This window comes from Collinsella aerofaciens (assembly GCF_040926265.1).
Classification (GTDB): Bacteria; Actinomycetota; Coriobacteriia; order Coriobacteriales; family Coriobacteriaceae; genus Collinsella; species Collinsella aerofaciens_BB.
Genome location: NZ_JBCOIL010000020.1, coordinates 19830 through 37377 on the forward strand (window position 1 = coordinate 19830; position 17548 = coordinate 37377).

The window sequence follows — 17548 nt, forward strand, 5'->3', positions numbered from 1 at the left end:
GGGCGAGCCAGTCCCCTGGCTCGCCCGCTTTCAATCATTTAAATCGCCGCATCTACTCTGCAGACGAAGATCCACCATCAACGATTGCCTGCTCGGACTCAGGAATCCCATCGGCACCCGTACTCTGTTCTTGCTCCACCTCTTCGCTGATTGCGGAGGCGGGGGTCGAGCCCTTTGCACCCACGATGTAGGCAGCCCCAAATCCTAACGCAATGGCAATCAAGGTCAAAATCACGTAGACAGGCCAATGGCGCTTAATATACGAAAACACGTTGACTCCTTAGAGCTCCGTCTACGAACGGCGGATAACCTCGGTAACGACCTCGGATACCGTGGCAATGTTCGTCGGGTTGACATTGTGGGGCAGGTCGTCCTCGGTACGAGCGCAAGCCAGACGCGTGCCGTCCACGCCGGCGATGGTAAGGGCTCGGCGGCTCGCCTCGAGCGCAGCATAGGCATCGGTCTTGGCATAGGGCATCTCGAGCGCGCCACAATCGACATGGAACGACTTGCAGACCTTGCTGACCAGGTTCATGATGCGGCGATCGCCCTTGAGCAGTTGTTGTTCGCCCTCGACCGTCACCACCGAAAGCCTACCGGCGCCGACGGATTCAAGATTGATAAAGAATACGCCGCGGAGCTTATCGCGATGCGAAGCCAAGAAGGCCTTCATGCCAGCGCCATCACAATCCGAGGCGCCCGTTGCCACAAACCAGATATCGTGACCGAGCAGCTCATCATCGCCCATAGAGGCGACAGCCAAGAGCATATCTTCGGAAGAAGCGCCATCGGAAGACGTAGCGCCACCCTTCCAGCCATCGTTATCGTCCTCGAAGTTATCCCACGAACCGATACCGCGACCGGACTTCTTGGCATCGTAATCGTCTTCGACGCCCAGCCAGTCACTCATGCTGTCCTGCTCGTTTTTCTTTTTACGGCCGAACAGACCACCCAGGCCGCGCTTACGAGACTTAGGTGCCGCCGGGGCGGGAGCCGAAATGGTCTCGATCGGCTGTGCGCCCGACGCAACGGGCATAGGAGGCGCAACGGGTGCCGATGTGGGTTCGGGGCCCTGGGCAGTAGCAAAGGGATCATTGACCTGTGCGGAGGGGTCGGGAAGGTCGAACAGCGACGTGCGAGACGCAACGTTTGCCTGCTTCATAGACGGCAGCGACGGATCGGGGACCGAAGCCAGCGGAGACGAGGAAGGTGCAGACGTCGATGTCGACGCCGGATCGGGAACATTCATCTGCGGGCGCGGCGATGCCTGGGAGGAAATCTGGGCCATAAGGGAATCGACCGTTTCGTCCTGGGTGGGAGCGACATTGGCAACCGTGGCACCGGAACCACTCGGGGTCGGCATGGTGAAAATCTGCGTGGAATAAGGCCTCGACTCATCCGTCTCGGGAGTCTCGGAAACCGCAGGCACTTCCTCCTGCTCGACCTCGGTCGAATCATCTTGCTCGGCTGCCGCGTATTGCTCTTCGTCAGAGTTGGCCTCGACGGGCTCGTCCTCGGCGGCATCTTGGATTTCGGCAGCATCAACAGGCTCGTCATCGTCTGCCGCGTCGCCCTGCTCATCGGAAACAGGAAGGGGCTCGGCAATCGCGGTGCCCTGTTTTTCAAACGTTATCGTGGAATCGAACTGTGCGGCATCAAACGACATGGTGCTATCGACGTGCTGCTGAGCCTCGAAAGACGTCGTCGCTTCAACAACATCCGCGGACGCCGGTTGCTGGGACTCAAAGGACGTTGTAGCTTCGGCGGCTTCGACGGGCGCGGACTGCATAGCCTCGTTCTGCTCGAACTCTTGCGCCGCGAGCTCACGTGCCGCCTCGGTTGCCTGCTGCTGAGCGATAGCCTCCTGCTCGGCAGCCTCGCGTGCGGCAGCGCGCTTCTCCTCGAAATCGTCGACAAATTTCTTGCCCTTTGCAAACGCACCCTTAAAGAAGTTGGAAGCGCTGGCGCCAATCGACGAGAACGCGGATGCAATGTCGGCATGCGGCGTTGCCGCGGGAATCTCGGCCGAGAAATCAGTATCGCTCTCGTAAGACACGCGCCTCGGTTGTTCAACGTAATCGTCGTCAGACTCGTCCGCAACGTCTTGCGCCGGTGCGGCGGGAGCCAAAATGTCCAGTCCTGCCGCGGGATCGAACGCGGACACCGCCTCGGGATCGGCAACGGCAGCGGTAACCGCGGCAGACTCATCATCCGCAGCGACAACGGGCGCAGGCGCAGCCACGACGGGGGCAGGCTCGGGCTCAAACGTTGGCTCCTCGCCCTCCTCGTAATCGAGCGTGCAGGACTCGGGAAGCATTCCGAGCGCACGGATGGCATCCGAACCAAAGCGGATGTTGCCGGCGGCGTTGCGATAGAGCTTGGGCTCGGGCTCGGCAGACTCCTCCGCCGGCTCGGCAGCGGGAACCTCGTCATTGAACTCTTCGGCTTGGGCAGCCTGATTCTGATCCTCAGGCACGATAGCGCCGATCAGCGTCTCGTCGGCAGACGCACCCTCAAAGCCCTCGATTTGCTCGTCGAAAGCCTCACCCTGTTCGGGCTCGGTCTGAGCGTCGGGAGCAATCGGCTGACCGAATTCGTCCTCGGCGTAGGTAGGCTCTTCATACTCGATGGTGTTGCCGTAGTCGTTTTGCTGCTGGGCCGCGGCATATTCCGCCGCTGCGCGCGCCATTTCCTCGGCACGACGCTTCTGCTCCCCAAAATAGGTATCGAACGGAACATCGTCGGGAAACTCGTTTTCGCCCTGGAAGGGAGCAACGTTGTCCATAACGCCGAGCATAGCGGCGACAGAAGACTTGTTGCACACCGCGCCAGACGTATAGGGAAGAATGTGGCGGTTAGAGATGATGTTTACCGCGTTGGCGAGTGCAACGAGGGAAGCGAGGATCGCGACAATCAACAGCAGAACCTTGAGCGCGCCGGGGAGCGGCAGAATACGCAGGATGGCAACGGCAGCGGGGGCAACCGTGGCAACGGGCAACAGCTTGGCGATGAGTGCACGATACGAAGCATAAGGCTCGCGGGCGAGCAGCTCAGCACGGGGAGAGTCGTAGTGTGCGACAACGACCACCGGGCGGTTACGCGGGGACGCGAGCGGGCCCGAGGCCTTGTGGTAGGCGATGACATTTTGGCTCACGCCCGTCTTGCCCAGGCGCGAAACCACGGGGTGGCCCGTGCGCTCGAGCACGTAAAGAACGGCGCCGACAATGGCCAGCAAGGTGCCGACCAAGCCGATACCGCCGCCGATGCCCATCAGCAGGGCGCCGGCAAACGCAAGAATACCGGTAACGGCAAATGCCAACCTACTGGGCGCCGGGGCATTGAACTCCTGAACCTCGGGGTCAAAGCCGTGGTTGCGGAAGATCTGAGCGATATCTTCGGCAGCCAAGCGCTCTTCTTCGCTGCATGCCGGCGTAATGCCGGTGTTCTGCAGCAGGTGGTTAATATAGTTCTGGGTGTTCGCCATGTGCGCTCCACATCCATAATCCGACAAATAGGCCCAATGCATGCACATTAGAACCGTATATAGTCGAAAGTATACCCCGAGCGAGCGCAAACGACCGAATTCGGGCCATCTTAACGCCCCGAGCGGACAAGGATATAGCCTAATCTCCATATCGGACTAAAATCATGGCAGCAAACCACCTTCTCATGCGAGGACTCTATGACGGCAAGCGACACGACCGAGACAATTAAAAAGGGAAATTCGGAGCCCAGTTTCGATAAAACGGCTCAGCGCATCCTCAATCTTTTCTTTGTGCTCAATAGCTCCCCCGAACCGCTGACGACCGAGCAGATCGTCTTGGATTCTGACCTGGGATATGGCTCGGGCAATATCGACTCGGATAAGCGCAAGTTTCGACGCGATCGTGACAAGCTGCTCGAACGCGGCATCTTAATCAAGGAGGTTCGCCCCACCGGCGCGCAGGAGACCGAGGAAAGCTCGTGGACAATCGACCGCGAGCACACGTTTGCGGCAGGCGGCCTCATTACCGCAGACGACGCCGATATCCTGCTCAACGCCATCGACCAGACACTAGCGGCCGGCTCATCCACTTTTGCCGCACCGCTTGCCGATATTCGCTCCAAGATTGCCTATCTCACCGGCAGGACGACGGTAGACGAGGCGCCGATCAGCCGCTCTCCCACCGTCGATGCGGTTTGGAGCGCCTTTGCCGAGCGATGCGCGCTGCGATTTTTATATCAGAACGGACGCGGCGAGCAGAGAGAACGTACCGTCTGCGTCTACGGCATGTTCGAGCGCGAGGGCGTGGCTTACTTCTGCGGCCTCGACAACGTCACCGACGACATCAGGACATTCCGCTGCGACCGTATCGTTCGCGCTTGGCGTCCTTCGAAGGCCTACGTCATCCCCGCGGACTTCAACCTCAGCGACTACCTGTTCTTTGAATTCGATTTTGCCGACCGACCGCCCGTTGCAGCCACGTTCTCATTCGCCCCTCAGACGCAGATCGATATGATCAACGGTCTCACGCGTGGGCGAGGTGAGCTCGTACACACCGATGTGGGATGGACCTGGACCGTTGACGTGCGCGATCTTGAAGCCGGCGCCTCATTTTGCATGGCCCACGCCATGGACGGCATGAGGCCCGTGGCCCCCAAATCGCTCAAACAGGCGTGGAACCACCTCATTGAAAGGACGGTGCACGAGTATGCCCGTGCGTAAACTCACCAGCGAGCAGAGACTCTCGCGCGCCATCGACATCATGGAGGCCCTCTACGCCGCCGGCGAGAGCGGCATGACACGGACCGAGATTTGCAGTCGCTTTGACATCACGGGGGTATCGCTCGACGAGATTCTCGAGATCGTCTCGACGCTCGCGGACCGAGAATCGGGCGCGCGCATCATCTGCGAATGCCGCGGCGAGCGTGTGGTCCTCACCGGTGACGCCGGGCGTGTGCTACCGCTGCGCTTGAGTGCCGCCGAGGGCGCTGTGCTCAACCATGAACTTGAATCGTTGGGGATCGAGCCGCATACGGCAGCTCGGATTCGACATGCCCTTCTACCCGAAGAGCTCGGCTATAACCAGCGCGTCTTTGACACCGTCAACCACGGGTCGCACTGGCAGCAGCTGAGCTGCGCCATTCAGGACGGTGTTCGCTGCCGCATCTCGTATCGCTCGATGGACGATGCACAGCCACGTGAGCGTCTGGTCGACCCCTTGCGCATTACGGCAAACGGCGACCAAACATACCTGATTGCCTGGGACATCGCGGTCGATGAGCAGCGCACCTATCGCATGGATAAAATCGAGGGACTCGCCTTGACGGAAGACTCCGTCGTGCCTCATGCACCGGACGTCACATCCCTCCACGATTCCCTTGCTCGGACGCAGCGTAGCGCAAAGCTCTTGATGCCATTCGATATGGCGGAGCATCTGGACTGGGCCGGCATCACCCTAATCGAGCGCAGCGGGGCAGACATGGCAACGGTAACCGTGCATTATGGCTCCAAGCGTTGGCTACTGAGCCAGGTAATCGCAGCGGGCGGAGCCATCCGCATCTTGGATGACCCCGCCCTGTCAAAGCGTCTGTGCGATATGGCAAAGACCCTCGTCTGTCCGCTTTAGCGCCGCCGCTCGTGGCGTGCACGCCACAGTTGCAGATAGTGCCCGATCTGCGCCGATTCGATGCGCTGGTAGGAGCTCGTAGGCAGCGACGTTAAGAACTTCTTTCCGTAGCCCTTCGTCACCAGGCGCGGGTCGGCCAGAATCAGCACGCCGCAATCGGTCGACGAGCGGATAAGGCGGCCGGCCGCCTGCTTGACCTCGAGCACCGCCTCGGGCAGCGAATAGCGCGCCCAAGCGCGGTCTTCGCGCAGGTTGCGCTCGCACGAGAGCGGGTCCGTGGGACTCGAGAACGGCAGCTTGGGAATGATGACGCAGCGCAGCGTCTCGCCGCTGGCGTCGAATCCCTCCCAAAAGGCCTTAAGAGCAAAAAGCGACGAGGTCGGCTCGTTGATAAACCGGTCGCGCAGGCGACGAGGAGATGAGTTGCGCTGCTGGCAGTTGAGCTCCAGACCCGCACGGGCCATCTTGGGCTCAACGCGGGCGTACAGGTCTTCCATGTCGCGCCGATTGGTGAACAGCGTGAGCACCGATCCGCCCATGGCAAGATGGGCGTCGACCAGCACGCGCTCGAGCGCCGTAAGATAGCTCTCACGATCGCGCGGATCGGGGATATCGCCCGCAACGACTACGGCCATGTTCGAATCGAAGTCGTAGCTCGAATCCAAGTGCAGCGATGAGGATGTCGAAGCACCGATGCGATCGAGGCCGACCGCGTGGTTAAAGTGTTCAAAGCTTTTGGACACCGTCATGGTCGCCGAGGCAAAGATAGCCGTGTGAACCTCGGGCAGCCACTCGGTTGCCAAGGCCTCACCAATGTCGATGCGCTCTGCGGTCATCGACTCTCCGCCGGCACGCAACCTGCGATTGACCTGCAGCGAATACACGTAGTGTTCATCGGCGCCATCAATGATGAGTTTGAGGTTCTCGGCCAGCTCGTGCAGGCGGCGCGAGATATCACCCAGGTCAACAACAACCTCGGGCTTGTCGGCGGCGACGGCTTGCACCAGCGCGTCGACGCTCTTGTCAGCTTGTTCCAATGCGTCGATGGCAGTGTAGGCCGACGGTAAGAAATCATGCCAGTCGTCAGATTCGCGCAGCTCGGGGCCAATCCATAGATTGGCATTGTCATAACCCCCACGCGCACGGCGGCCGAGCTCGCGAACGCCATCGAACACGTCGGCGATTGCCATGCTCGCGCGCGCAACCGTCGACGTCGCCTTGGCAGTAAGGCCCAGATAGAGCGTAGAGCCCTCGGAGGTTGCCAAATCACGGGAAACCTGGCTTAGCGCGCCGGTGCTCGAGCCACCCAGGCGCTCAAACAGAACGTGTGATTCGTCCGCCGACACCACGCGCGCCCACTGGCGGCGCGCCTCGCGCTCGATGGAATGGGCCTCGTCGATTACCCAATGACGAATCGGAGGTAAAATCCTGCCCTCGGCCGCGACATTGCGGAACAGCAGGGAATGGTTGGTGACCACCACATCGGCATGCGCCGCACGACGGCGAGCGCCGTGGACCAAACATTTATCAGGGAAAAACGGGCAGAGGCGACGAGCACACTCGCGCGAGGCCGTCGTAAAGTCGGGACGGTTGACGCTGCGCCACCGAATGCCGAGCGAGTCGAGGTCGCCATCGGCTGATTGGCAGACGTACGCCATAATGACCGCGACCGCCGTGAGCGTGTCCGCCGGATCGCGCTTGGTGGTAATCTCGACCTGGCCGCGGCTCATGCGCTCAAGCTTGCGCAGGCACGGATAGTGGTCATACCCCTTGAGAGCGCAAAATGACAGACCACCGTCCGGTTGCTCGGCAAGTTTTGGCAGCTCATGGTACATGAGCTGGTCGGCGAGATTGTTCGATTTGGTCGCAATACCAACCGTGATGTTGTTACGGCGTGCTGCCTCGGCAAAAGGCACCAGATAGGCCATCGATTTGCCGACGCCTGTGCCCGCCTCAATTACACGATGAGTGCCCGTGACCAGCGCATCGCGGACCTCGAGCGCCATCGCGATCTGCTCATCACGCGGCTCGTAGGTGGGGTACATGCGATTGACCAGGCCGCCTGGCGCATAGTCTGCCTCAATCTCCTCACGACTCGGCATCTTGAGGACCGGCAGTTCGTCGGCGTCCACCCGATCGTCGGCGCGATCGGCCTTGAGGACATCAGCACGAGCGGCGCTGAGAGAGAAGATAGAACCAGGGTTCTGCCCTGCCAAGAATGAGAAGATAGGACGATAGGACCAAGGCACATCCGGATGCATGTCGGCTAGGCGCGCCATGAGGCCCTGGGGCAAGTCGGTGAGCGCCACGAGCAACACGCGCCATACGCCACACAGGGCGTCGACGTCGGCATTGGCACGGTGTGATACCGAGTCACAGCCAAACAGATCGGCCATAAAAGACAGCTTGTGCGAGGCCAGGCGCGGAAGCGCGATGCGCGACAGCGCCAGCGAATCGATCCAGATATCGCTCACGTTGACGCCGCCTTTGACCGACTCGATAAACGAGCGATCGAACGTGGCGTTATGTGCGATCACCGGGCAACCACCGACAAAATCGGCGAGAGCGGCGACGGCCTCAGCGGCCGACGGGGCATCTGCCACATCGGCATTTGTAATGCTCGTGAGCTCGGTAATCTCGGCGGGAATTAGCTGCTTGGGATGCACGAAGGTATCGAAGCGGTCGACGATCTCGCGGCCCGAAAGACGGGCCGCCGAGATCTCGATCAGCTCGTTGTCCTGCACCGAAAGACCTGTGGTCTCGGTATCGAGGACAATCACATCTTCCTCGATAAGGCCGAAGGACTGCGTTTTGGCGCGTTCGGCAAGCGTGGCATAGGAGTCGATGACAAACTGCGGCGTTCCTGACGAAACCGCGTCCTCGATTAGCATGCAATGCCCGCTCGACGAAGACCCATACGGATCAGGCTGTCACAGACCTGCGGGAACGTCATGTCGTCGGTGTGGCGGATCTCATCCGGATACAGCGACGTATCGGTCATGCCGGGAATGGTATTGGTCTCGAGGATAACGGGGCCGTCCTCGCTCACGATAAAATCGCTGCGCGAGATACCCAGGCAACCGAGGGCCTTGTGAGCGGCGCAGGCAAGCTCCTGAGCGCGAGCATAATTCTCGGGTGAAATCTGCGCCGGAATGCGATGGATGTCCGTAGGGTCGACATACTTCACGTCCAGATCGTAGAACTCGCAGTCCTCGGGCTTACGAATCTCGACAATCGGCAGAGCGCGCACGTCATCTTCGCCGTATACGCCGACGGTGATCTCGGTACCCTCGATGCACTTCTCGACCAGCACTTTGTCGCCGTACTCAAACGCCTTGGCGATTGCCGCGGGCAGCTCGGAGGGCTCATGGACCAGGGAAATGCCATAGCTGGAACCGTTGACGGCCGGCTTCACAAAGCAGCGCTCGCCACAGACCTCGACGATATGATCGATATCGACTTCATCGCCCACCTCGAGCGCGAGGCCGGGGGCAATGGGGATGCCCGCCTTGGCGTACAAGAGCTTAGAGACCTCCTTGTCGGCACCGCAGGCGCTGGCAAGCACGCCCGAGGCCGTGTAGGGGATACCCAGGGTCTCCATGGCGCCCTGCATGGCGCCATCCTCGCCGCCGGCACCGTGCATGGCGATAAACGCCACGTCAAAGCCGCCGGTCGCCATGGTTACCATAAAATCATCGGCAGCCGTGTCGAGCAGCTCCATCGAAGTGTAGCCGGCCTCCTTCAAGGCAACCACGACGTTCTTTCCCGAATTGAGCGAGATCTCGCGCTCAGCGGAATGACCGCCCGCCAAGACCGCTACGTGCATGTTCTCTAGGCTTTTACCCGGCATGGGCAGACTCCTCCTCTATAATTTCTGCAGCTGATACCATATTGTAGCGATACCCTCTACGTTTCCCCAAAATCGAAAGGCTTCCATGAATCCCAGGACTAAATCTCAGGACATTCGCGACTTGAGCCAAAACGATATTCGCGAGCTCGTGGCCGAGCTTGGCCAGCCCGCCTTCCGCGCGAAGCAGCTCATCGAATGGGTCTTTGAGAAGAACGTTTGTTCGTTTGACGATATGACAAACCTTCCTAAGGCTTTCCGCGAGCAGCTTAAAGAGGCTTTTGCCTTTGACACGCCAACTGAACTCACCAAGCAGGTTTCCAAAGATGGCTCTCGCAAGTATCTGCTCGAGTACCACGACGGCGTTTCCGTCGAGTCTGTCGGCATGCCCCGTCGCAACAAGCTTTCCGTCTGCGTTTCCACCCAGGCAGGCTGTGGCATGGGCTGCGCCTTTTGCGCTACCGGTCTCAACGGCCTCAAGCGCTCTCTGACCGCTCAAGAGATCGTCGACCAGGTACTTCATGTATCCAACGACTTTGGCGAGCGTGCCACGAGCGTTGTCTTCATGGGCCAGGGCGAGCCGTTTGCCAACTACGACGAGGTTCTCAAGGCGTTGCGAATCCTCAACGACCCCGATGGCATCGGTATCGGCGCTCGTCACCTCACCGTCTCTACCAGCGGCGTTATTCCCGGTATTCGCAAATTTGCCGACATCCCCGAGCAGTTCACGCTTGCCGTTTCTCTGCATTCCGCCATCCAGTCGACGCGCAATAAGCTCATGCCCGGCGTTAAGAAGTACACGCTGCTTCGCCTTCACGAAGCGCTTCAGCTCTACACCGAGAAGACCGGCCGCCGCCCGACCTATGAGTATGCCATGATCGAAGGCGTCAACGATACGAATCGCGAAATGCAGGCGCTCTGCGACTTCTGCGAGGGAACGCTGTGCCACGTTAACCTCATTCAGCTTAACGACATCGAGGGTAGCCCGCTCAAGCCGTCGCCGATTCATAAGGTTGAGGATCTTCAGCGTCGTCTTGAGTCCCGTGGCATCGAGACCACGATTCGTAACTCCCGTGGTAACGATATTGACGCCGCTTGCGGACAGCTGAAGCAGCGCTTCAAAGTTCAGAAGAACGCATAGGGGAGTCGCATCGCAAAACGTTTCATGTGAAACATCGAACGACCCCGGTTACAGAATATGCAACCGGGGTCGTTTCATTTATTGACCTTAATTTTGAATCAGCTGCTACCTGTCCCATTTTTACGGCCAAAATAAGGGGTCCTTGTCTCATGAATCAGACAAGGACCCCTCAAAATATGCTGAGTAATTGTTAGGTACCTAATAGCCTACATTTTCCCATTGGTTGCTGACCCAACCTTGATTAATCTTGGGATTCTTCGTTACCTGAGCAGTATGCATGGCAACATCTTCTGTCATAACATCCATTTTCTTTTTGGAAGTATCGACGATATCTTGCGCGCTACGAAGCAAACGACCTCGAAGTTCATCGTCTGTAGCGATCCTATAGCCAGCAAAGGCACCAGCCGCGACAGTCGTCACCAATGCAATCGCTGTTGAAATCTTATTCCTCATCTTGGCCTCCTTGATCAAACTGAATCATTTCGCCAAGAATACGAGAGAGCTCTTCCTCGTCTTTAAACTCAATCTCAATCTTATTCTTTCCACGCGAGCTCTTCACACGCACGTTGGTATTAAAAACCTGACGAAGCACGCGGGCAGCCTTTTTAAAAGACTGAGGCGTTGCAGGCCTCGGCGTCTTAGGTGTCTCTCCGGCAGAAAACAACGGAGCAAGATTTTCTGTCGCTCTTACGGAAAGGCCCTCTGTAACAACTTTCTCTGCAAGTCGAATACGCGCGTCCTCATAGGGAACTGCAAGAATCGCACGTGCATGACCAGCAGTAAGTTTGCCCTCAAAAATCATCTGCTGAACTACTTCGGGGAGATCGAGAAGACGCAGCGAGTTTGTAATTGCAGAGCGTGACTTGCTTACTGCCTTCGACAATGCCTCCTGGGTCATCCCGCTGGCATCGATGAGTTGGCGATAGCCCTTAGCCTCTTCGACGGGATTCAGATCAGAACGCTGAAGGTTTTCGATAAGAGCAAGAGCCAGCATCTCTTCATCATTTACCTCTTTAATGATGACTGGCAATTCTTCAAGGCCAGCAAGCTTTGACGCCTGGTAACGACGCTCACCAGCGATGATCTCATAGCCGTTTCCATGTTTGCGAACCAAAAGCGGCTGCAAAACGCCATGTTCTTGGATTGACTCGCTCAACTCGCGAAGTTCAGTTTCGTTAAAGTGAATTCGCGGCTGATTAGGGTTGGGAACGATATCCTCAATAGGTAGTTTTGTTTCAGATGCGGCATTTGAAGCCGATGCAGCCGAACCGCCGGTCTCATACTCGGCCTCTGAGACCAAAGCATTGAGTCCACGTCCCAATCCGCCACGTTTCTTTACACTAGGCACGCTTGATCACCTCTTTTGCAAGGTTCATATATGCTTTTGCACCCTTATTTTGAGGTGCATAGGTAATTACCGGTTCTCCAAAAGACGGAGCTTCGGAGATTTTAACCGTACGGGGGATTAGCGTCTTAAACGCCTTATCACCAAAGTACGATTGAACCTCCTCAACAACCTGATTCGATAGAGAAGTACGCGAGTCATACATGGTCATAAGCACACCATAGGTGTCTAAGCCCTTGTTCAGCCGTGATTTGACCATCTTCATTGACTCAAGCAGCTTCGTAACGCCCTCGAGTGCGTAATATTCGCACTGGATCGGAATCAAAACGCTGTCTGCTGCGGTCAAAGCGTTGATAGTAAGCAGGCCGAGCGAAGGAGGACAGTCAATGAAAATAAAGTCAAACTCGTCCTGAATCGGCTCAAGCAAATCTTTGAGGCGGGTTTCACGAGCAATTGCGCTTACGAGCTCAATTTCCGCGCCTGCAAGTTGAATTGTAGCCGGAATAACGAATACCTTTTTACAATTTGTATCAAGTACAAGCGATTCTGCCGGCACATCATTCAACAATGCATCATAGATGCAGTGATCAAGGTCTTCTTTTTCAATTCCGAATCCACTGGTGCTGTTTCCCTGCGGATCAAAATCGACAATCAGTGTCTTACGACCCTGCTCACCCAGTGCTGCTGCAAGGTTTACAGCCGTCGTTGACTTACCGACGCCGCCTTTTTGATTGATGATTGCAATGATACGCGTGTCTTTTGCGCTCTTAGAACGCTTAACGTCGCGAAATCCCACGGTCCCTCCTGGTGTGTATTAAAGCTGTCAAACGGAGGATGTTTCACGTGAAACATTCCGAATCGATATCAACCGCCATGTTTCACGTGAAACACTGCAAGTTGTTAGTATCCATTATGTTTCACGTGAAACATCTAGGCAAGCGGATTCTTCTTTGCCACGCCATTTGCACGAGGCAATGAGACAGATGCTGGATGACTCTTCTTAAGAACAATGAACTCCCTGTGACCCAAGCCTTCAGGCAAATCAATTGCGTCATTCAGAAGCAAAGTGAAGCCGCAAATCTTAGCTGCTGACATGCCGGAAGCAAGCTCCTCATCCGAAGGATTGCCCTTGGTTATAACAAATAGCCCTCCATCCTTGAGGTACGGAGCCGCATACTCAACAAGAATCGGTAGAGGGGCCAGTGCGCGGGCGGTTACAACAGAGAACTGCTTCTTATGGCTTCGAGCATATTCTTCAAGACGATCATGAACCGCATGAGCGTGTTTCAATCCAAGAGCATGGACAAAGGAATTAACCGCATCAACCTTCTTGCCAACAGAGTCAATATAAGTAGCTTTACGATGCGTGGTTATGGTTAATGGAATACCAGGGAAGCCCGCACCTGTTCCCATATCGAGCAAAGCTCCCTCAGGAGCCTTGTTGATATAGGGGAGCAAAACAAGTGAGTCGAGGATATGAAGTACTGCAGCATCTTCTACGTTAAGAATACGGGTGAGATTGGTTGTCTTATTTGTTTCTAGAACCAAATCCAAATGCTGAATACATTTCCTCAGCTCAACATCAGTTACGCTCAAGGAATACTCTTTGCAATAGAAAGCTAGACGACTCAACATCTCGTCAGCCTGCTGATCAGTAAGTACTAACAACGAAAGCTCCTTTCTGACAAAAATCAGTGTATCGAGAAATTTTGACAAAAAAAGGGGACGTGGAAACCACGTCCCCTTAGCATAAACTCGAGTAGATTATCGAGCAACAATCACCACATGGCGATCAGGGTCAGAACCCTCAGAATGAGTATCGACGGCATCATTGCCACGAAGTGCAATGTGAACCAGTCGACGCTCGTAGGCATTCATGGGCGGAAGCGAAACACTCTTATGAGTGCGAATGGCACGCTCGGCAGCAGACTGAGCCATGGAGGCAACCTTGTCCTGACGGCGGCTCTTGTATCCCTCGACGTCCACTACAACCGGATACCTAAAGCCAAGTTTGCGGCTCACCAGCAAAGAGAACATAACCTGAAGGGCATCAAGGGTGCGACCATGACGGCCAATGAGAACAGCAAGGTCGGGAGCCGTTACATCCAAAATCAGCTCACCCTCGTCGCCCTCATACTCATCGATAGGAGAGTTGGCGGCATCGAAGTGCGAAAGGATGGAACGCAGGATGGAAATCGCAACATCGGCAATGGTGTCGAGCTCCTCATCGGTCAGCTCTTCACCAGCCTTGTAGCGCTGTGCAATCTCGGGATAATCGCCCGCGACCTGCGGGGCAACCTCCTCAAGCATATCCTCGATGATCTCTTCAGACATAACGTACTCCAAAAGTTAGGTACCTAAATAAGATTGATATCCCACTACTTCTTCTTGTGCGGGCGCGGCTTCTTCTCTCGACGAGTGACCTCAACCTGCAGCGGAGCGTTCTTAAGACGCTCCTCCTCATCGGCCTTCGCTTTGTCGATGACCTTCTGCGTCACAAAAATCTGCTGGATAACCTGCCAAGCAGACGAGACGTCGTAGTACAGCAGAACACCAACGGGAAGGCTCCAGCCCATCCAAAGCATCATGACCGTCATGACAACGGCCATCATACGCATGCTCTGAGCCTGCTGGCCGGTCTGGTTGCGCGACATATAGAGCTGCGGAATCAGGGTCAGGACGGCGAACAGGATCAGGCAAACCAGCGCAGGCAGTGCAACCATAAAGCCATCGGCAAAGGAAGCGCTCGGCGTGGTGGTCAGGTCGGGCAGGATGTTGAAGAACGAGAACGTGCCGTCGTTAAAGTACTGCGGCAGGTTGCGCAGCAATGTAAACAGGGCGAACAGGATAGGCATCTGAATCAGCAGCGGCAGACAGCCAGCCATGGGGTTGAACTTGTTCTCGCTGTAGAACTTCTGCATCTCCTCGGCCTGACGCTGGGGATCGTCGGCATAGCGCTCCTGGATCTCGAGCATCTTGGGCTGCAGCACCTGCATGCGAGCCGTCGACTTGGTCGACTTGAGCATGAGCGGCGTCAGCAGCAGACGGATGATGACCACCAGGATGATGATGGACAGGCCCCAGTCGACCGCAAAGGTCTGGATGAGCTTGAGCAGCTCGAAAAGGATGTTAACGATCCAATCCCACATGTAAGTTTTCCTCCGATAGCGAGTGCCCGCTAGGGCACAGGGTCATAACCGCCGACGTGCAGGGGATTGCAGCGAGCGATGCGCCTCACGGCAAGCCAGCAGCCTCTCAAAACACCGTGCTTCTCAATCGCCTGGATGGCGTATTGCGAGCACGTTGGGTAATAAATGCAGGCGTCAGGCAATAAGGGCGAAATAACCTGTTGATATATGCGAATAGGAGCGATGGCAACACGTCGCAAAACGTGATTGCTCATCGCTCCTCCCCGGCAACGCCGGCGCGCTTCATAAGCGAACGCAACGCCTTGTCCATCTCCTGCGGCGAGGAAACCCTCGTCTTGGGAGTTGCAAACAAGATGATGTCATAACCCGCAACGGGAAATCCGCAGCTGCGGGCGGCCTCGCGCATCACACGCTTAGATCGGTTGCGCACGACGGCACAACCGAGTCGCTTAGCACCAACGAAGGCGACCCTTCCGGAGTCGCCTTCGCCAACCGATTCACATATGGTCATTCGAATCAGAGGGTGATTGAAACGACGCCCCTGACTGAACACATGCTCGAAATCTTGCCGAGACTTAATAGTCTTCATGCGAGATGTGTGTATCGCTGCTAGACAGTGAGACGCTTGCGGCCCTTGGCGCGACGACGGGCGAGCACGGCACGACCACCCTTAGTGGCCATACGGGCACGGAAGCCATGGGTCTTGGCACGCTTACGCTTATTAGGCTGATACGTACGCTTCATCTTAAGTTCCTCCTGCTGCATTTCGAGTGTCCGCGGGGACGCGGACGCAGATATAGACACGTGAGCTTGAAGATTGTAGGGAAATCAATGTTCAAATGTCAAGAAATCAAAGGTAAAAGGTTGCGCAGTTCACACGGTTCCCCCATAAGCACAACCGAAATTTGCTCCTCATGGCAACCTTTCACGATATTTCATCGAGTTTTCAACAGGTCATGTTGGCAATGTTGAGAACTTTTCGCCCGTTTTCCAAAGTTTTCAACAAGTTTTGAAAAGTTGTCGAAAGATGAGAAACGTTGCACGGTGAGCTACTATTTGTTCGAAACCTTTTGAAAGATTGTGAGCGGCATGTCTGACGACTTTTACACCATGGTCGATTCCGGAGACCCGGCACCCGACAACGAGCACATCACCGGCGTGCGCGAAGAGCGTGCGGAAGGCGAGCAGACGACCACGCAGGCGCCAAAAGCCATGTACGCCGCGCGCATCGCCGTCTATGACGACATGCTGTCGACACCGCGGGTGATCGTCATTGATCCGCAAGATGTCCGCACGTATTTGGAAGAGACGGCCAACACCGTCTACCAGTGCATGAAAGAACAAGGTGGCCATATCTCGCTCATGGTCATCCGCGAGATTGTCGAAAACTTTATCCACGCACACTTTGCCGAGCCCATCATCTCGATTCTGGACGGCGGAGACACCATCCGCTTTGCTGACCAAGGACCCGGCATCGACGACAAGGAACGTGCTTTCGACTTTGGCGTTACCAGCGCAAACAGCAAGATGAAGCGCTATATCCGTGGAACCGGAGCAGGGTTTCCCATGGTGCAGGAGTATTTGGAAAACGCCGGCGGTGCCGTATCCATCGAGGACAACATGGGCAACGGCACCGTGGTTACGGTAAGCCTGAACCCTAAACGCGTGCAGGAAATCGAGCGTGCCGGCGGACGCGGCGCTGCCGTGCGGCCCGAGACGAAGCAGCCCACATATCCCCTGCCGGGAGCTTTTGCGCAGCAGCCCGTGGCAACGCAGCAGATGCAGCCCCCCGTGGGACAGATGCAGCAGCCCGGAATGCTTCCCACACAAGAACCCCAGGCGGCATCTATGTCGATGCCGCCAAGCATGCCAGAGGCCATGCCGCTGGCTGATCAGGATGCAGCAGCAATGCAGCAGGCGACGGGGACGCCGGGTGGCCAGCAAATGGGCTATCAGCCGTACCAACAGGGATATCCATATCAGCAGATGCCGCCACTGGGGTATGGCCAGCAGTTCCCGCAGCAGTACCAGCAGGGATATCAGCAGCCGTACCAGCAGATGCCGCAGCAGCAGTACAACCCCTGGGCCCAGCAGATGCCTCCGCAGCCTTACCAACAGTGGCCTCAAAGTTTTCAACAGCAAATGCCACCGATGCAGAGTTCTCAACAACCAGCAGCTCAAATGATGTATCCTAATGCAGCAAATCAGCATGCGCAGCCACAACCGGACGTGTTCGTAAGCGATCGCGGCAACGCCGCGCTGGGCTATCTGGCGCAAAATCAAGCGTGCGGCGCAACCGATCTGGCGAGGGCGTTTGGAAACTCGGCCCCCACTTGGTCACGCACGCTCAATGACTTGGCGCAGGCCGGCTTGGTCATCAAGCATGGCCAGAAATACCATCTGACCGAACTCGGCGCCGCTCGCGTGCGAGCTCAGAGCTAAAGAACGGGAGAGACA

17 protein-coding genes are annotated in these 17548 nt (G+C 56.8%); 4 read left to right on the top strand and 13 right to left on the bottom strand.

The features are described 5' to 3' along the window. Positions 1–52: 52 nt before the first annotated feature. Both AB5767_RS06940 and AB5767_RS06945 read right to left on the bottom strand, forming a co-directional pair. Entirely contained in the window at positions 53–271 is a 219-nt protein-coding gene (locus AB5767_RS06940; RefSeq protein WP_022094153.1) for a hypothetical protein, read from the bottom strand. 21 nt (positions 272–292) lie between these two features. Continuing rightward, complete coding sequence (locus AB5767_RS06945; RefSeq protein WP_368131998.1) at positions 293–3484, bottom strand: M28 family peptidase; 3192 nt, start codon at positions 3482–3484, stop codon at positions 293–295. Between the two features lie 198 nt (positions 3485–3682). Between AB5767_RS06945 and AB5767_RS06950 the strand changes: the two genes are divergently transcribed. Both AB5767_RS06950 and AB5767_RS06955 read left to right on the top strand, forming a co-directional pair. Continuing rightward, a complete protein-coding gene (locus AB5767_RS06950; RefSeq protein ID WP_161155902.1) occupies positions 3683–4705 on the top strand; it encodes a WYL domain-containing protein in 1023 nt (340 codons plus the stop codon). After that, the gene (locus AB5767_RS06955; protein ID WP_368131999.1) at positions 4692–5609 is read left to right on the top strand and encodes a helix-turn-helix transcriptional regulator; all 918 of its coding nucleotides are present in this window, start codon (positions 4692–4694) and stop codon (positions 5607–5609) included. The genes AB5767_RS06950 and AB5767_RS06955 overlap by 14 nt, the downstream gene beginning before the upstream one ends. On the opposite strand, the gene AB5767_RS06960 is transcribed toward AB5767_RS06955, so the two are convergent. Further along, entirely contained in the window at positions 5606–8500 is a 2895-nt protein-coding gene (locus AB5767_RS06960; RefSeq protein ID WP_368132000.1) for a helicase C-terminal domain-containing protein, read from the bottom strand. The two genes, AB5767_RS06955 and AB5767_RS06960, sit on opposite strands and share 4 nt — an antisense overlap. Continuing rightward, positions 8494–9459 (bottom strand): D-alanine--D-alanine ligase family protein, encoded by a 966-nt coding sequence (locus tag AB5767_RS06965; protein ID WP_368132001.1) that lies wholly within the window; start codon positions 9457–9459, stop codon positions 8494–8496. The genes AB5767_RS06960 and AB5767_RS06965 overlap by 7 nt, the downstream gene beginning before the upstream one ends. Before the next feature lie 85 nt (positions 9460–9544). Between AB5767_RS06965 and rlmN the strand changes: the two genes are divergently transcribed. Continuing rightward, entirely contained in the window at positions 9545–10597 is a 1053-nt protein-coding gene (gene rlmN, locus AB5767_RS06970) for a dual-specificity RNA methyltransferase RlmN (protein ID WP_368132002.1), read from the top strand. A 198-nt stretch (positions 10598–10795) separates the two neighbouring features. Here rlmN and AB5767_RS06975 read toward each other — a convergent pair whose 3' ends face one another. The 9 genes from AB5767_RS06975 to rpmH all read right to left on the bottom strand — a co-directional run bounded on the left by AB5767_RS06975 (position 10796) and on the right by rpmH (position 15835). After that, positions 10796–11050 (bottom strand): hypothetical protein, encoded by a 255-nt coding sequence (locus AB5767_RS06975; RefSeq protein WP_368132003.1) that lies wholly within the window; start codon positions 11048–11050, stop codon positions 10796–10798. Beyond that, positions 11040–11945, bottom strand: a complete 906-nt coding sequence (locus AB5767_RS06980) for a ParB/RepB/Spo0J family partition protein (RefSeq protein ID WP_172676351.1) — start codon at positions 11943–11945, stop codon at positions 11040–11042. The genes AB5767_RS06975 and AB5767_RS06980 overlap by 11 nt, the downstream gene beginning before the upstream one ends. Then, entirely contained in the window at positions 11938–12738 is an 801-nt protein-coding gene (locus tag AB5767_RS06985) for a ParA family protein (protein WP_022093800.1), read from the bottom strand. Before AB5767_RS06985 ends, AB5767_RS06980 begins: the two co-directional genes overlap by 8 nt. A gap of 134 nt (positions 12739–12872) precedes the next feature. Beyond that, a complete protein-coding gene (gene rsmG / locus AB5767_RS06990; protein WP_233504909.1) occupies positions 12873–13610 on the bottom strand; it encodes a 16S rRNA (guanine(527)-N(7))-methyltransferase RsmG in 738 nt (245 codons plus the stop codon). 96 nt (positions 13611–13706) lie between these two features. Next, a complete protein-coding gene (locus AB5767_RS06995; protein ID WP_022093802.1) occupies positions 13707–14276 on the bottom strand; it encodes a Jag family protein in 570 nt (189 codons plus the stop codon). 44 nt (positions 14277–14320) lie between these two features. Further along, positions 14321–15091 (bottom strand): YidC/Oxa1 family membrane protein insertase, encoded by a 771-nt coding sequence (locus AB5767_RS07000; protein WP_006236192.1) that lies wholly within the window; start codon positions 15089–15091, stop codon positions 14321–14323. A gap of 29 nt (positions 15092–15120) precedes the next feature. Beyond that, entirely contained in the window at positions 15121–15345 is a 225-nt protein-coding gene (gene yidD, locus AB5767_RS07005) for a membrane protein insertion efficiency factor YidD (protein WP_082222962.1), read from the bottom strand. Next, a complete protein-coding gene (gene rnpA / locus AB5767_RS07010) occupies positions 15342–15680 on the bottom strand; it encodes a ribonuclease P protein component (protein ID WP_006236191.1) in 339 nt (112 codons plus the stop codon). The genes yidD and rnpA overlap by 4 nt, the downstream gene beginning before the upstream one ends. A 20-nt stretch (positions 15681–15700) precedes the next feature. After that, positions 15701–15835 carry a 50S ribosomal protein L34 gene (gene rpmH, locus AB5767_RS07015; protein WP_019127408.1) on the bottom strand — a complete coding sequence of 45 codons (135 nt, stop codon included), beginning with the start codon at positions 15833–15835 and terminating at the stop codon, positions 15701–15703. 345 nt (positions 15836–16180) lie between these two features. On the opposite strand from rpmH, the gene AB5767_RS07020 reads away from it, so the two are divergent. Then, positions 16181–17533: an ATP-binding protein gene (locus AB5767_RS07020; RefSeq protein ID WP_368132004.1), complete on the top strand. Its 1353-nt coding sequence runs from the start codon at positions 16181–16183 to the stop codon at positions 17531–17533. Positions 17534–17548 lie beyond the last annotated feature (15 nt).

Bases quoted from the DNA above. Each gene is read 5' to 3' on its own strand.
- AB5767_RS06945 (WP_368131998.1), bottom strand. From the start codon at position 3,484: ATGGCGAACACCCAGAACTATATTAACCACCTGCTGCAGAACACCGGC.
- AB5767_RS06950 (WP_161155902.1), top strand. From the start codon at position 3,683: ATGACGGCAAGCGACACGACCGAGACAATTAAAAAGGGAAATTCGGAG.
- AB5767_RS06955 (WP_368131999.1), top strand. From the start codon at position 4,692: ATGCCCGTGCGTAAACTCACCAGCGAGCAGAGACTCTCGCGCGCCATC.
- AB5767_RS06960 (WP_368132000.1), bottom strand. From the start codon at position 8,500: ATGCTAATCGAGGACGCGGTTTCGTCAGGAACGCCGCAGTTTGTCATC.
- AB5767_RS06965 (WP_368132001.1), bottom strand. From the start codon at position 9,459: ATGCCGGGTAAAAGCCTAGAGAACATGCACGTAGCGGTCTTGGCGGGC.
- rlmN (WP_368132002.1), top strand. From the start codon at position 9,545: ATGAATCCCAGGACTAAATCTCAGGACATTCGCGACTTGAGCCAAAAC.
- AB5767_RS06975 (WP_368132003.1), bottom strand. From the start codon at position 11,050: ATGAGGAATAAGATTTCAACAGCGATTGCATTGGTGACGACTGTCGCG.
- AB5767_RS06995 (WP_022093802.1), bottom strand. From the start codon at position 14,276: ATGTCTGAAGAGATCATCGAGGATATGCTTGAGGAGGTTGCCCCGCAG.
- AB5767_RS07000 (WP_006236192.1), bottom strand. From the start codon at position 15,091: ATGTGGGATTGGATCGTTAACATCCTTTTCGAGCTGCTCAAGCTCATC.
- yidD (WP_082222962.1), bottom strand. From the start codon at position 15,345: ATGAGCAATCACGTTTTGCGACGTGTTGCCATCGCTCCTATTCGCATA.
- rnpA (WP_006236191.1), bottom strand. From the start codon at position 15,680: ATGAAGACTATTAAGTCTCGGCAAGATTTCGAGCATGTGTTCAGTCAG.
- rpmH (WP_019127408.1), bottom strand. From the start codon at position 15,835: ATGAAGCGTACGTATCAGCCTAATAAGCGTAAGCGTGCCAAGACCCAT.
- AB5767_RS07020 (WP_368132004.1), top strand. From the start codon at position 16,181: ATGTCTGACGACTTTTACACCATGGTCGATTCCGGAGACCCGGCACCC.